The sequence below is a fragment of the Nocardia sp. MH4 genome (assembly GCF_019266065.1).
Classification (GTDB): Bacteria; Actinomycetota; Actinomycetes; order Mycobacteriales; family Mycobacteriaceae; genus Nocardia; species Nocardia canadensis.
Genome location: NZ_LPNR01000111.1, coordinates 98051 through 112327 on the forward strand (window position 1 = coordinate 98051; position 14277 = coordinate 112327).

At 70.4% G+C, this 14277-nt stretch carries 16 protein-coding genes; 9 read left to right on the forward strand and 7 right to left on the reverse strand.

Annotation, left to right across the window (positions count from 1 at the left end; genetic code table 11):
• Position 1: 1 nt before the first annotated feature.
• Positions 2–496: a general stress protein gene (locus tag ATM97_RS21870; RefSeq protein WP_019048869.1), complete on the forward strand. Its 495-nt coding sequence runs from the start codon at positions 2–4 to the stop codon at positions 494–496.
• Between the two features lie 4 nt (positions 497–500).
• Positions 501–1082: a suppressor of fused domain protein gene (locus ATM97_RS21875; protein WP_218719909.1), complete on the forward strand. Its 582-nt coding sequence runs from the start codon at positions 501–503 to the stop codon at positions 1080–1082.
• Here ATM97_RS21875 and ATM97_RS21880 read toward each other — a convergent pair.
• Positions 1079–2137 (reverse strand): magnesium and cobalt transport protein CorA, encoded by a 1059-nt coding sequence (locus ATM97_RS21880; protein WP_218719965.1) that lies wholly within the window; start codon positions 2135–2137, stop codon positions 1079–1081. The two genes, ATM97_RS21875 and ATM97_RS21880, sit on opposite strands and share 4 nt — an antisense overlap.
• Positions 2138–2231: 94 nt before the next feature.
• Here ATM97_RS21880 and ATM97_RS21885 point away from each other — a divergent pair, with 94 nt between their 5' ends.
• The 5 genes from ATM97_RS21885 (at position 2232) to ATM97_RS21905 (ending at position 6879) form a co-directional block, all read left to right on the forward strand.
• Positions 2232–3086 (forward strand): PHP domain-containing protein, encoded by an 855-nt coding sequence (locus ATM97_RS21885; protein ID WP_218719910.1) that lies wholly within the window; start codon positions 2232–2234, stop codon positions 3084–3086.
• A complete protein-coding gene (locus ATM97_RS21890) occupies positions 3083–3349 on the forward strand; it encodes a hypothetical protein (RefSeq protein ID WP_218719911.1) in 267 nt (88 codons plus the stop codon). Before ATM97_RS21885 ends, ATM97_RS21890 begins: the two co-directional genes overlap by 4 nt.
• Before the next feature lie 51 nt (positions 3350–3400).
• Positions 3401–4960: an FAD-binding protein gene (locus ATM97_RS21895; RefSeq protein WP_218719912.1), complete on the forward strand. Its 1560-nt coding sequence runs from the start codon at positions 3401–3403 to the stop codon at positions 4958–4960.
• A 411-nt stretch (positions 4961–5371) separates the two neighbouring features.
• The gene (locus ATM97_RS21900; RefSeq protein ID WP_374104894.1) at positions 5372–6592 is read left to right on the forward strand and encodes an NADP-dependent malic enzyme; all 1221 of its coding nucleotides are present in this window, start codon (positions 5372–5374) and stop codon (positions 6590–6592) included.
• Between the two features lie 77 nt (positions 6593–6669).
• Complete coding sequence (locus ATM97_RS21905) at positions 6670–6879, forward strand: toxin-antitoxin system HicB family antitoxin (RefSeq protein WP_218719913.1); 210 nt, start codon at positions 6670–6672, stop codon at positions 6877–6879.
• A gap of 65 nt (positions 6880–6944) precedes the next feature.
• Here the strand turns inward: ATM97_RS21905 and ATM97_RS21910 are convergent, their stop codons facing one another.
• The 4 genes from ATM97_RS21910 to ATM97_RS21925 are packed head-to-tail and all read right to left on the reverse strand — an operon-like array spanning position 6945 to position 10368.
• On the reverse strand, positions 6945–7652 hold the full coding sequence (locus ATM97_RS21910) for an ABC transporter permease (RefSeq protein WP_218719914.1): 708 nt from the start codon (positions 7650–7652) through the stop codon (positions 6945–6947).
• Entirely contained in the window at positions 7649–8314 is a 666-nt protein-coding gene (locus tag ATM97_RS21915; RefSeq protein WP_308248572.1) for an ABC transporter permease, read from the reverse strand. Before ATM97_RS21915 ends, ATM97_RS21910 begins: the two co-directional genes overlap by 4 nt.
• Positions 8311–9459 carry an ABC transporter ATP-binding protein gene (locus ATM97_RS21920; protein WP_218719915.1) on the reverse strand — a complete coding sequence of 383 codons (1149 nt, stop codon included), beginning with the start codon at positions 9457–9459 and terminating at the stop codon, positions 8311–8313. The genes ATM97_RS21915 and ATM97_RS21920 overlap by 4 nt, the downstream gene beginning before the upstream one ends.
• Positions 9460–9483: 24 nt before the next feature.
• A complete protein-coding gene (locus ATM97_RS21925; RefSeq protein ID WP_255588235.1) occupies positions 9484–10368 on the reverse strand; it encodes an ABC transporter substrate-binding protein in 885 nt (294 codons plus the stop codon).
• A gap of 246 nt (positions 10369–10614) precedes the next feature.
• On the opposite strand from ATM97_RS21925, the gene ATM97_RS21930 reads away from it, so the two are divergent.
• The gene (locus tag ATM97_RS21930) at positions 10615–11487 is read left to right on the forward strand and encodes a glycine betaine ABC transporter substrate-binding protein (protein ID WP_218719917.1); all 873 of its coding nucleotides are present in this window, start codon (positions 10615–10617) and stop codon (positions 11485–11487) included.
• 69 nt (positions 11488–11556) lie between these two features.
• On the opposite strand, the gene ATM97_RS21935 is transcribed toward ATM97_RS21930, so the two are convergent.
• Positions 11557–12321: a hypothetical protein gene (locus ATM97_RS21935; RefSeq protein ID WP_218719918.1), complete on the reverse strand. Its 765-nt coding sequence runs from the start codon at positions 12319–12321 to the stop codon at positions 11557–11559.
• A gap of 146 nt (positions 12322–12467) precedes the next feature.
• Positions 12468–13196 (reverse strand): hypothetical protein, encoded by a 729-nt coding sequence (locus ATM97_RS21940; protein WP_255588196.1) that lies wholly within the window; start codon positions 13194–13196, stop codon positions 12468–12470.
• A gap of 382 nt (positions 13197–13578) precedes the next feature.
• On the opposite strand from ATM97_RS21940, the gene ATM97_RS21945 reads away from it, so the two are divergent.
• Positions 13579–14274: a helix-turn-helix transcriptional regulator gene (locus ATM97_RS21945; RefSeq protein ID WP_308248573.1), complete on the forward strand. Its 696-nt coding sequence runs from the start codon at positions 13579–13581 to the stop codon at positions 14272–14274.
• The last annotated feature ends 3 nt before the right edge of the window (positions 14275–14277 follow it).

Here is a 14277-nt window from a genome sequence, read left to right on the forward strand (position 1 = left end):
TATGACGAATCCCTTGGGCAACCCGAATCGCGGACGGCAGGCGTTGCCGACGCCGCCGTCGGGCTGGCCGGTCGGCTCGTATCCGACCTACGCCGAGGCGCAGCGCGCGGTCGATTACCTGGCCGACGGACAGTTCCCGGTGCAGGACGTGACCATCGTCGGCGTCGACCTCATGCAGGTCGAGCGGGTGCTGTACCGGCTGACCTGGGGCAAGGTCATCGGCGGCGGCGTGGTCTCGGGCGCGTGGCTGGGCCTGTTCCTCGGCCTGCTGCTGAGTCTGTTCACCACCACCGGCGGCGCCCTCGGCCCGCTGGTCGTCGGCCTGCTGGGCGGCATCGTGTTCGGCGTGATCACCACCTCGATCCCGTACGCGGCCACCAAGGGCCAGCGCGATTTCGCCTCGACCATGCAGCTGGTGGCCGGCCGCTACGACGTGCTGTGCGACCCGAAGACCGCCGAGCGCGCCCGCGACATGCTGGCCCGATTGGCCCTGTGACGCAATGGATGTGGTGGACACGGTCCGCACCGCGGTGCTGGACCACTACGGCGTGGAGCGCGCCCGGGTCGACTCGGCCTCGGTGACCTTCCTCGGCCTGGAACCGATCGAGATCCTGCGCATCCCCGGCGACGACGCGGTGCATTACGCGACGCTGGGCGGATCACGCCATCCGATGGGCGATCCCGCCGATCTGCTGGCCGACCCCGTCCGCGGCCCGCGCGCCGAACTGGTGCTGACCCTGCTGCTGAGCGCGGGCCCGCAGGCGGGCGTCGCGCGCTCGCTGGGCGTGCTCGTCGCGACCCCGTCGGTGGAAGGCGTTGTGCTCCAGGCGGACGCGCTGCTCGACCTGGGTGAACCGCTGTGGCACAACGCCACCTTCACCGCGGTCCTGCTCGGCGAGAGCGACATCACCGAGATCGCCCTGCCCGAACCCGCCGAGCCGGTGCGGTATCTCAGCGTCACCCCGATCACCGCGACCGAAGCCGCCTGGGTCCGCGTCCGCGGCGCCCAGGCCCTGCGCGACGCGTGGGCCGAAGCGGGCATCGACATCCGCGACCCCGCGCGCGGTGCGGTGAACCTCTAGATCCACTTGCTGCGGCGGAAACTGCGGAACAGCACCCCGCAGACGACGACCATGATGATCAGCACCGCCGGATAGCCCCACGGCTGGTGCAGTTCCCACATGTAGTCGAAGTTCATGCCGTAGACGCCGGCGATCATGGTGGGCACGGCGGCCATGGCGGCGTAGGCGGCGATCTTGCGCATGTCGGTGTTCTGCTGGACGCTGATCTTGGCCAGCGCCGCGTTGACCAGGCCGCTCAGCGATTCGTCGAAGTAGGTGATGTGCTCGGTGACGGTGGTGTGGTGGTCGGCGACGTCGCGCAGATAGCGGCGGATCTCCTTGGGCACCGGAATGTCCTGGCTGTGCACGAGCATCTGCAGCGGCTGCCCCAACGGTGAGACGGCCCTGCGCAATTCGACCACTTCGCGCTTGAGCTGGTAGATCGACCCGATGCCGATCTTGGAGGCGGGGGTGAACACGGCCTCCTCCATCTCGTCGATGTCGGACTCGACCGATTCCGAGACGTCGACATAGGAATCGACGACGTGGTCGGCGACGGTGTGCAGCACCGAGCACGGGCCCAGCCGCAGCTGGTCGGGCTTGCCCTCCAGGTCGTGGCGCACCCCGGCCAGCCCGGTGTGCTCGCCGTGGCGCACGGTGATCGCGAAATGCGGTCCGGTGAAGACCATGATGTCGCCGGTCTCGACGATCTCGCTGATCGCGTGGATGTCGTGCTCGACATAGCTGACGGTGCGCAGCACCAGGAACAGCGTGTTGTCGTAGCGCTCGAGCTTGGGACGCTGCCTGCCCTGCACCGCGTCCTCCACCGCCAGCGGGTGCAGGCCGAAGATCGCGGCGACCTCGTTCATCTGACCCTCGTCGGGGTCGTGCAGCCCGAGCCAGACGAATCCGGTCTCGGTCTTGCTCGCCTCGGCCAGCGCCTGCTGTGGCGTGAAGTGACCCGGTAGCCGTTTCCCGTCGACGTAGACCCCGCAGTCGACGATGGCCCGCGCGGTCGGCACGGGAATCCGCGGCCGCGCCGGACCGGCCCGGCTCGGCCCACGGAACGACGGCATCTGCGGTAGCGAAGGCACGAGGTGGATGCTACGGCCCGCGCTGTCTCGGTGGAGGACCGCGCGCCGGTCGAGACGGCACTGTAAGACTGAGGGTGTGCGCATTGATCTGCATACCCATTCGACGGCGTCCGACGGCACCGACAGCCCGGCCGAGCTGGTGCGCAACGCCGCCGCGGCCGGCCTCGACGTCGTCGCGATCACCGATCACGACACCACCGCGGGCTGGGCCGAGGCCGAGGCGGCGCGCCCGCCGGGACTGACGCTGGTGCGCGGCATGGAGATGTCGTGCCAGGGGATGGGCGAGGACGGCTGGCCCGTCCCGGTGCATCTGCTGGCCTACCTGTTCGATCCCGCCGACGCCGGCTTCGCCGAGGAACGCGAACGCCTGCGCGCCGAGCGGGTGGCCCGGGTGCGCGCGATGGCCGACAAGATGGTCGCCGACGGGCTGCCCATCGATCCCGACGCGGTGCTGGCCGGCGCGGGCCCGGCGGCCGGTCGTCCGCATCTGGCGCGGGCGCTGGTCGAGGCCGGGGTGGTCGAGAGCGTCGACGCCGCGTTCCAGGAACTGCTGGCCCCGCACGGCCCGTACTACGCCGAGAAGGCCGACACCCCGCTGACCCGCGCGGTCGGACTGATCGCGGCCGCGGGCGGGGTCAGCGTGCTGGCCCATGTGCGGGCGCGCAAGCGCGGCAGGCTGCTCGCCCTCGACGAGATCCGCGACCTGGCCGCCCTCGGCCTGGGCGGTCTCGAGATCGACCACCCGGACCACAGCGCCGCCGATCGCGCGGTCCTGACCGACCTCTCGGCCGAACTCGGCCTGCTGCGCACGGGGTCGTCGGACTACCACGGCAGCAACAAGACCATCGAGATCGGCGCCTGCCGGACCGATCCCGAACAGTTCGAGGCGCTGATCGGCAAGGCGAGCGGGGTGCCGGTGATCGCCCCGTGACGCTGGTGCGCGGGTTCAGCGGCCTGGTCGCGGGCGGAGTGGTCGCGTTGCTGTGCGTGGTGATCGGGGCCGCGGTGATGGGTTCGCGCCGGGACTTCCCCGGGCCGGGCGCCGAATCGCTGACCTGGCATGTGCTCGCGGCGGTGGTCGTCGTGGCCGCCCAGCTCTACGCCGATCGGAGCCGGGGCGTCGCCGCGTTCACCGCCTCGGCGGTCGTGATGATCACGACCGGTGTACTGCTTTGGACACAATGGTGGAGTTGACGAGCGCGTAATGGTTGCGCCCGGGTGAACTGTCCCCGAATATTTCTCTTTGTGAGCAACATCGAGACGGATGTTCTGATCCTGGGCGGCGGGCCCGCCGGGCTCTGGGCCGCCGTCTCGGCCGCGACCGCGGGGGCCAGGGTCGTCCTCGTCGACAAGAGCAGGTGCGGGTCGAGTGGGCCCTCGGTCTACGGCAGCACCATGATCTGGGACGTCGCTCCTGGTCACAGCCGTGCCGACGTGGTGGACACGGCGCTGGTCCGCGGCGGTGGCCTGGGTGACGCCGACTGGCTGCACCGGGTCGCCGACGAGACCCACCGCCGCCTGCGGGTCTGGTCCGGCACCAGGAACCGGGTGCCCGACACCGCGGGCGTCGATCCGCCGGTGGTGCACCTCGACGGCGCGAGCTACCTGCGCAGGCTGCGCCGGGGCGCGCTCGAGGCGGGCGTGCGCATCCTCGATCACCATCCGGCGCTGCAACTGCTCGTCGATCCGGCGGGCACGGTGGTCGGTGCCGCGGGCATCCAGCGGCACAACCGGTTCCGGCCGTGGACCATCCGGGCGGGCGCGGTGGTGGTGGCTACCGGTGGCTGCGCGTTCCTGTCCGGCGGCGCCGGGACCGAGGTGAACACCGGCGAGGGCCTGCTGATGGCGGCCGAGGCCGGCGCCGAGCTGTCCGGGATGGAATTCTCCAGCGCCTACGGGTTGGCGCCGGTGCTGTCGCGGGTGCATCCGAATCCGGCTGTCGCCCCCGGACTCTCGGTGCGTTTCGCCGCGCTCTACGACGAAGCGGGCGCCGAACTCCCCGGCAGGCACACGGCGGCCCTGGCCGCGCTCGCCGACGGCAGGCGGGTCTTCGCGGCGCTGCACGAGGTGCCCGACACCGTCCGGCACTGGCTGAGCAGGCACGGCGCGGTCGACGCGACGGGCCGGGTGCCGGTGCGCGCGGTCCTCGAGGGCACCGTCCTCGGCGCGGGCGGGGTGGCCCTGACCGGACCGGACTGCGCGACCACCGTGCGCGGGCTGTACGCCGCAGGCGCCGTCGCCGGACGCGAGGTCGTGACGGGTGCCGCGGGCGCGACCGGTGGTCTGAGCGGCGCGTGGGCGCTGGCCTCGGGAACCTGGGCGGGGGAGGGCGCCGCCGCCTTCGCGGTGGCCAACGAACGGGCGACCAGCGCGCGTCCGGTCGAGGGCGCCGGTCTCGGCCTGCACGCCCACATCGATCCGCGCTCGGTGATCGGACTGGTCCAGGAGCACACCCTGCCGCTGCGGCGCAGCTACCGGCGCAGTGCGGGTAGCCTGGCCGACAGCATCGCCGAGCTGGACATCATGTGGCCGGGCGCGCAGTTCGAACTGGGCGGCATCGGCGCCGAACGGGTGCGGGCCAGGCAGGCGGCGGCGTTGCTCGCCGTCGCGCGCTGGGCCGGGTACAGCGCGCTGGTGCGGACCGAGAGCCGCGGCATCCACCGCCGCATCGACCACCCGCTGGCGGTGCCGGAGTGGCAGTCGCGATTGCGCTGTGGTGGGCTGGACGAGGTGTGGGTCCGCCGGGCCGTCGCGGACGATCCGCTCGACGGTCAGCTCACCGCGGGCCGTCCCGCCGCGGTGTGATTGTTCACCGCATGTTCCCCTTCAGCTGCGAGTTTTCTCTAACGCCACGGCAATTCGGCGCGGCTACCCTCGATCCATGACGCGCGGCCGGGTGACACACGGAACCGGTTTGGCAACTGGTCGGCCGTGCTGGCAGAATGTTGCGGATTCCCTTCCCTTGCCACCGCCGGGTTCGGGAACCATGGCGGCCTTCCGCCCCGCGACGCACCGTCGCGGCCGAGGGTCGACCCGTTTGTCCGACCGGACCACCCGTCCGGCTCCGCTCGGCGGATCAGTGCCGCGCCACGCGTCCGGTTTTCTCCGGCATTCGCCCTGGCTGCGCACCCTATGAGCGTCATGCAATTCCGTAATCCCGATATACCCGGCGGTAACCGTCCCCCGGTTGAGTCCGACTCGAGCAGGAGTGAAATCGTGTCACCTGTGACTGACGCACCGAATGCCACCGCGGCGCCCAAGGCCGATGACGCAGCGAGCCTCGCTGCCATCACCCACGACGAGATCTTCGCGGGTCACCTCGGCGGCAAGCTGTCGGTCGAGCTCAGCTCCCCGCTCGAGACCCAGCGTGATCTGTCGATCGCCTACACCCCCGGCGTCGCCCAGGTCAGCCGGGCGATCGCGGAGGATGCGGCGCTCACCAAGACCTACACCTGGACCGACCGCCTCGTGGTCGTGGTCAGCGACGGCACCGCCGTGCTCGGCCTCGGCGACATCGGCCCGCGCGCTTCGCTGCCCGTGATGGAGGGCAAGGCCGCGCTGTTCAAGAAGTTCGCCGGCCTGAACTCGATCCCGCTGGTGCTCGACACCACCGATCCGGACGAGATCGTCCAGACGCTGATCCACCTGCGCCCGAGCTTCGGCGCGGTCAACCTCGAGGACATCTCGGCGCCGCGTTGCTTCGAGATCGAGCAGCGGGTCATCGAGGCGCTGGACTGCCCGGTCATGCACGACGACCAGCACGGCACCGCCATCGTGGTGCTGGCCGCCCTCAAGGGCGCGGCCGCGCAGCAGGGCCGCGACATGTCGGCGCTGAAGGTCGTGGTGTCCGGTGCCGGTGCGGCCGGTGTGGCCTGCGCCAACATCCTGCTCGCCGCCGGTGTGCCCGATGTGGTCGTGCTCGACTCCAAGGGCATCGTCAGCACCGGTCGCGACGGCCTCAACGGCGTCAAGGCCGAGCTGGCCGCCCGCAGCAACCCGCGCGGCCTGACCGGTGGCGCCGCGGAGGCCCTCGCCGGCGCCGACGTGTTCCTCGGTCTGTCCGCGGGCACGATCCCCGAGGAGCTCATCGCCTCGATGGCGCCGGAGTCGATCGTGTTCGCCATGTCGAACCCGGACCCGGAGATCCACCCCGAGGTGGCCGCCAAGTACGCCGCGATCGTGGCGACGGGCCGCAGCGACTTCCCGAACCAGATCAACAACGTGCTCGCCTTCCCCGGCGTGTTCAAGGGCGCGCTCGACGCCGGTGCCCGCCGGATCACCGAGGGCATGAAGGTCGCCGCCGCCGACGCCATCTTCGGTGTCGTCGCCGACGAGCTGGCCGTCGACCGGATCATCCCCAGCCCGCTGGACCCGCGCGTGGCTCCGGCCGTCGCCGAGGCCGTGGCCGAGGCCGCGCGCGCCGAGGGCGTCGCCTAGTATCCGCAGCGATATCGACCGAGAGCGCCCCGTTCCCCGGAACGGGGCGCTCTCGCGTTGTCTGGGATCATCGGGAGATGACCACCATCTCCGTGCAGCTCCCCGACGAGGTGCACGCCCAGCTCGCCGCGGCCGCCGATGCCGATGGACTGTCGATGAACGCGGCCGTGGTGACGGCGGTGCAGGAGTGGATCCAGTCGCGAGCCCAGCGGGTCCAGGAGCGCGCCCGGATGCAGCAGGTGCTGGCGGCCGATCCGCACTTGCGGGCACTGCTCGGCGACGACTGATCACCGCTGCGGCACAGCGGCGGTGCGGCCTCGCCGAGCAGGCGGACCCGCACCGATCGGCCGAACTACTCCGTGACCGGCGAGACGTCGGTGCCGACGATCGTCCCGCGCGCGAGTCGCCCGCTGCCCGGCGCGCTGGCCCACACCGCCGCGGCCAGCAGTGCGTCGAGCACCAGCGCGAGCACCGCCACCAGCAGCGCCCCGACCAGGACCAGGTCGTAGCGATAGAGACCGATCCCGTCGAAGATGTAGCGGCCGAGCCCGCCCAGGTTGACGTAGGCGGCGATGGTCGCGGTGGCGACGACCTGCAGGGTCGCGGCCCGCAATCCGCCCAGGAGCACCGGCAGCGCGTTGGGCAGTTCGGCCCGGAACAGGATCTGGCGCTCGGTCATCCCCATCGCGCGCGAGGCGTCGACGACATCGGCGGGCACGTTCGCGATGCCCGCGTAGGCGCCCGCCAGCAGCGGCGGGATACCGACGGTGATCAGCGCCAGCAGCGGCGGGATCAGCCCGAGCCCGAGCAGCAGCACCAGGAAGGTGAGCAGGCCCAGCGTCGGCAGCGCCCGCATGGCGTTGGCGAAGCCGACCAGTAGCGCGCTGCCCCGCCGGGTGTGCCCGATGACCAGACCCAGCGGCACCGCGATCACCGCCGACAGCGCGACCGCGAGGAAGCTGTACCAGAGATGTTGCAGCAGACGGGTGTCGATCCCGGCCGACCCGCCCCAGTTGGCGCCGTCGGTCAGGTACTGCCAGGCGTCGACGAACAGATTCACGCGCGTGCCCCTGTCCGGTCGACGCGCGTGTCGGCGCGGGTCCACGGGGTCGCGAGCTTGCCGAGCAGGAACACCAGCCGGTCGAAGACCAGCGCCAGCACCAGCGTGACGATGATGCCCGCCACGATCTGATCCGGATAGTCGCGCTGGTAGCCCTGGGTGAACAGCTTGCCGAGCCCGCCCACCCCGATCAGCGCGCCCACCGACACCATCGCGATATTGGTGACCACCACGACGCGCAGCGTGGAGACGAATACCGGCAGCGCCAGCGGCATGTCGACGGTGAGGGTCCGGCGCAGCCGGCCGAACCCGATCGCGTCGGCGGCGTCGAGCACCGCGGCGGGCACGGTGTCCAGGGCGGTCGGCACCGCGATCAGCAGCAGCGCCGTGGAATACACGGTGAGCGCGATGATCACATTGAGCGGATCGATGGCCGAGATCCCGACCAGCGGCGGAATGATCACGAACAGCGCCAGCGAGGGAATCGTGTAGGCCAGGCTCGACACCGTCGTGGTGATCTTCCTGGCCCAGCCGGTGCCCCGGATCAGCGCGCCGACCGGGATCGCGATGAGCAGGCCGAGCAGCAGCGGCACCAGCGCGAGCACCAGATGGGTGCGGGTGATCGCCATGACCTCGGCGAAGTTGTCGATCAGGTACCTCACGAGACGTCCTGGTCGAAGAACTCCCGGTTCCGTTCGGCGTCCTCGAAGCCGCGCTGCTCGGCGAGCTGGGTGAGCACATCGGTGGCCAGCAGGCCGCCGCGGACCGCGCCGGCGTCGTCGACGGCCACCCCGATGCCCGAGGGCGAGGAGATCGCCGCGTCCAGCGCCTGGCGCAGGTCACCGTCCGGCGTGAACAGCGAGCCGCCCGCGGACACGCTGGCGGCCAACGGTTTTCCGGCGCGGACCGCTTCCACGCCGGTCACGTCCACCCAGCCGCCCGGCTTGCCGTCGGCGTCGACCACCAGCGCCCACTCGCCGCGCGCCAGCCGCAACCCGGCGACCCCGTCGGCCTCGACGGTCCGGATCGGCGCCAGCGTCACGGCCTCGGCGGTGCGGAACGACAACCCGCGATAGCCGCGATCACGTCCGACGAACCCGGCGACGAAGTCGGTGGCGGGCTGGGCCAGGACCCGCTCGGGCGCGTCGAACTGCTGCAGCACCCCGCCGCGCCCGAACACCGCGATCTTGTCGCCGAGGGTGATCGCCTCGTCGATGTCGTGGGTGACGAACACGATCGTCTTGTGCAGTTCGGCCTGCAACCGCTGCATCTCGACTTGCAGTTCCGCCCGCACCACCGGGTCGACGGCGCTGAACGGCTCGTCCATCAGCAGCACCGGCGGGTCGGCCGCCAGCGCCCGCGCCACCCCAACGCGCTGCTGCTGACCGCCGGAGAGCTGGGCCGGATACCGGTCGGCCAGCGCGCGATCCAGGCCGACCCGGTCGAGGACGTCCAGCGCCGCGGCCCGCGCGGACTTGCGGGAGGCGCCGAGCAGCATCGGCACGGTCGCCACATTGTCGATCACCTTGCGGTTGGGCAGCAGGCCACCGCTCTGGATCACGTAGCCGATGCCGAGGCGCAGCTTCACCGGATCGACCGTGGCGATGTCGCGGCCGTCGATGCTGATGGCGCCCGCGCTCGGCGTCACCATCCGGTTGATCATCCGCATCGAGGTCGTCTTGCCGCAGCCGGACGGACCGACGAAGACGGTGAACGAGCCCGATTCGATCCGCAGATTGAGGTCGCGAACCGCCTGCGTCCCGTCCGGATAGGTTTTGTCGATACCGCGGAATTCGATGTCGGACAACGGATTCTCCTAGTGGACGCGCGCCTAGCCGATCGGGGAGTTGAGTCCCTGCGCGGTGATCCAGGCGAGCGCGGCGGCCTTCGGTTCGATCTTGGCATCGCCCGAGACGGCGGTGTTGAGCGAGATCAGTTCGGTGGTGGTGAGTTTCGCCGATACGGCATCGAGTACGGCCACCGCCTTGTCGGTCTTCTTGGCGGCGTTGAACAGCGGCACCACATTCTGGGCCGCGAAGTTGCTCTTCGGATCGGCCAGCACGACCAGGTTGTTCTGGGCGATGGCCGGCGAGGTGGTGAAGATATCGGCCGCGGTGACCTGGCCGTCGACCAGCGCGCGCACCGTCGCCGGACCGCCGCCGTCGGCGATCGGCACGAAATTCGCGTCGCTGATGTCGAGCCCGTAGTTCTTCTTCAGACCGGGCAGCCCGCCGGGGCGCTGCGCGAATTCGGCGGGCGCGCCGAATTTCACCTCGGCCGAATGCGGCGCGAGGTCGGCGATGCTCTGCAGGTTCCACCGATCGGCGGTCGCGCGGGTGACGACCACGGCATCGGAATCCTGCCCCGGGGCCGGCGTCGCGATGGCCAGGTCGCTGCCCAGCGCTGTGGTCAGGGCCGCGTTCACGTCGGCCGCGGAGGTGGCGGTGGCGTTCTTGTCCAGATACTGCAGCAGGTTGCCGGTGTATTCCGGGATCAGCGAGATCGCGCACTGGCGTAAGGCGGGGATGTAGGCCTCGCGGCTGCCGATGTTGAACTTCGTGTCGACCTTGAAACCGTTGATCCGCAGGACCTCGGTGTAGATGTTGGCGACGGTCTCGGACTCGGGGAAATTGGCCGAACCGATGATCAGCGCGTCGCTGGCGCAATCGCCCTTGGCGGCCAGTGGGTCGGAGTTGCCGCAGGCGGAGACGATCATGGCGGCGGCCAGCGCGACTGCGGCTGCCAGCACCCGGCCCGCCCGGACCGCGAGGCGGCGTGCCGGTCGACGTTGTCCGTGCGAAGAGGAGGCGAACGCGGTTTTCACTGGTGTCCTTCCGGCAAAGGCGGGCAGTGCGCTGTGCATGCGACCCTGGGGCCGCAGGTACATTCTGGTAGTTCATACTGCCCGCGTCGCGCCGAATTGCGTGGGTTGACCGCAAATACAGGAAGTTGGTGTCGCCGGATGGTGTCGGGAGCGGTGCGCCGGAAGCTGGCTGCGCTACTGGTCACCACCTGGGCTTTCACCACCGTTTCGTGTGGGGCCGACGAGCCGCGGAACGTGGTCGCGGTGGGTGCGGATTCCTCGGCGGAATCGTTGGTGCTCGCCCAGATCTATGCCCAGGCGCTGGCCCGCACCGGCACCCCGACCGCCGTCGTCCGCGACTCGGCGAATCCGCAAGCCGACCTCGACGCGGGCCGGATCGCGGTCCTGCCCGCCCGCGACGGCGCGCTGCTCGACCGCTGGAACCCGGCCGCCCCCGCCCGCACCCCCGAGGACGTCGTCGCCGCTGTCAACGCCGCGCTCCCGCAGGGCCTGTCGGCCTCCGACGCCGCCGACGGCACCGACCTGCGCTCCCGCCTCCTGGTCACCGAGGAGTTCGCCGCCCGCGACACCGTCCGCACGCTGGCTGCCCTGACCCCGCGCTGCGCCGACCTCACCGCCGGCTACACCGAACTTCCCGGCTTCACCTACACCACCCCGGCCCCCGCCACGATCGCCGACTGCGCCTTCGCCACGACCAGGCACTACCCGGACCCGCAAGCGCTCGGAAAAGCCCTGCGCGACGGCGAGATCCAGGTGGGCATCGTCAACGGCCCGCCCGCCGACGCCGCGGCCGGTCTGGTCGTCCTGGACGACCCGAAATACGCCCTGCGGGCCCAGAACATCCTGGCTCTCTACCGCTCCGGCCACTTCGACCGCGTCCAGCTGAAGAAACTCAACTACGTGGCGGGCGAACTGACCACCGAGGGGCTCACCGACCTCGTCCACCAGGTTCGGACGGGCACCGACCCGGCCATCGCCGCCCGCGCCTGGCTCGACGCCCACGGTCTCTAGCCACTGTCACCCGTCGGTTCTGTTGGTCGACCCCGGCCGCAGCACCCGGCGTCGGGGCAGCGCGGGCCCCTAGAGGTCGGCCACGCAGAAGACGCGGGGGATCGGGATGCCACCGGGGGTGTAGGTGAACGACGAGGTCGCGCCCGCGACGTTCGCGCACTGGGCGGAGCTCGCGGCGACCTTCAGGATGCGGTACTTCGCGTCACGGCCGCCGCAGTCGGCGATCTCGAGGTTAGGGGTGATCGTGGTCGGGCGCAGGCAGTCACCGGCTTCGGCGTTCTCCAGCGAACGTGTGGTGTCGACCTCCTTGTGCGCCAGGCAGAAGATCAGGTCGGGGCCGAGCTTGGGCATCGTGCCGGTGCCGACCGTTTTCAGCTCCCAGGTGTAGGTCACCTCGGTGCCGGTCACGCTGTCGCAGGCGAAGTTCGCCAGGCCGCCCTCCTGGCGGTCGAGCACCTTGTACACCGCCGCCGGGTCGGTGCACGGCAGCTTGCGTGCCCGGTCCGAGGACTCGGTGACACAGTCGCCCTGCTGCGCGGCATTGACCGCCTGCGCGGGGTCGGCGCCCTTGTCTCCCAGGCAGATCTGCGTCGAGTCCTCGTAGTACGTGTAGGTCACCCCGGCGACGTTCTTGCACGAGTACTCCCCGCTCCCGAGCTTCTTCAACACCACGAAGTCCGCCTCGGGCGCGGCACACCCCACCTCGGTGAAGTCCTCCCCGTCCTGCCGCACGCACTCGCCCTGCTCGACGGAATTCGTCGCCTGCTCGATCACCGAACACCCGCTGACCACCAGCGCGATCCCCGTCAGGACAGCAAAAACCCAGTACCGCAAGATATTTCCTCCCCCGCATCCCCCGGATGCCTTCCGAATCCGCAGTATTCAACCACGCCGAACCGACACCCCCGAACCGAGCAACAGCGCGTCGGGGTGCCCTGACTCCCAGCTATCCGGTGGTCGACGAGAACACCCGCGCGAGGTCAGGGCACCAGCTGGGGATTCAACGTCACCGCGGCCGCGCCGATGCCCGCGCCGACGAGGCCGCCGATTCCGGCAGCCGGCAAACCGGCGATGCCCGCCCCGATGGCGGCGCCGACCGCCACCCCCAGGGCGGCGCCGACGGCGATGGACGGCGCCGCGATCACCGCCTCCGCGGCCAGGCCGGCGAGGAAGATCGGCACGTCGATGAGGCAGCCGGTGGTGACACAGCCGACCATCGAGCTGATGAGCACACCCGCGGCGACGGTGCCGATGCCGATCAGGAATCCGGCTCCGGCACCGATGACACCGCCGACGACAGCGCCGGGCACGGCGCCGACGATCGCGGCGGGAATACCGGCCGCCGCGGCACCGACTCCGGCGCCGACCAGCGCTCCGGTGCCCACCTTGCCGGGATCGGCGAGCGGCGCGTCGATGGACATGAGCGCTTCGGCCGGAGTCGCGACGGGCCGGAACGAGACCTGGCGGTCATCGACCCGGACCACGTGCTGGTCGTCGACGGTGACGGTGTGGCCGTCGATCGTCATCGTCCGATCGTCGACGAACGTGATGGCGTGCCCGTCGTAGCTCGTAGCGCGTTCGGCGCTCGAGACCACCGGTGCGACCGGAGCCGCCGAGGCGATATCCGCACCGGTCACCGCGATCGCCACCGGCAGCGCGCACAGGACGAGCGCTCGGCTGAACCTTCTGGTGGCATGGCGACGAGTCATGGTCCCCCCCTAATTCTTTCGATCGAATTTCTCTGAGACGGGACGATTCAACATCAACGGAATTCGGAAATTCAAAATTTGTGATGCTGCGAACCCTGGATACCCTTCGAGAGGTGGATCACATCGTGCGCTCCGATGGGTGAACGCTGAGCCTCAGCGTGCCGCGGTGACCCGGAGGTCGACCTTGCTGCCGAAAGTCGCGTCCTCGATGGGAACCCCGTCGCTCCTGGATGAACTTCTGGATCAACGCGGTCGCCCGGGTCGGACACCACTGTGCTGAAAAGTTCGCTTGTCAGTCTCTGTTCCGCTCCGTATATTCCTACTGGAATATTTGGTGTGGAACACGGACCTGCGCGCAGGCGCGGGAGTGGAGGTGGGAGCGGTGGGGCAGCCGGGTCGCAACGCGATGACACCGTTGGCCATCGCGGTCCTCGCACTGCTGGACGAACGGCCAATGCATCCCTACGAGATGTATCAAGTGCTGATGGCTCGGCGGGAAGACCTGCTGGTCAAGGTACGTCCGGGTTCGCTGTATCACGTGGTCGCCCGGCTGGCGGCCGACGAACTGGTGCGCGCCGAAGGCACCGAGCGCGAGGGCAATCGGCCCGAACGGACCACCTACCGGATCACCGACATCGGCCGCGACACGCTGCGCGGACGCATCACCGATCTCCTGCGCACCCCGGTGCAGGAGTTCCCGATCTTCCGGGTCGCGCTCGCCGAGGCGCACACCCTGCCGAGCGAGCGGGTCGTCACCCTGCTGCGCGAGCGGGCCGGGCATCTGGGCGAGGCGCTGGCCGATGTCGACGCCATGATCGGCTGGGCCCGCGCCCACGACACCCCGCGCCGGTACTGGTTCGTCCTGGAGTACATCCAGGCGACCATCCAGGCGGAACTGACCTGGATCGAGGGGTTCGCCGCCGACCTCGACGGTGGCCTCGTCGAGTGGGAGAAATTCGATCCCGAGACCGGCGAACGCCGCACCGACGACGCCGTGTCCCCGCACGAATGGCCGCCGGGGGATCACCCCGACGCCGCGCCACGACCCCGGTGGGCGGCCGGCGCCGCCCGCGACTGATAT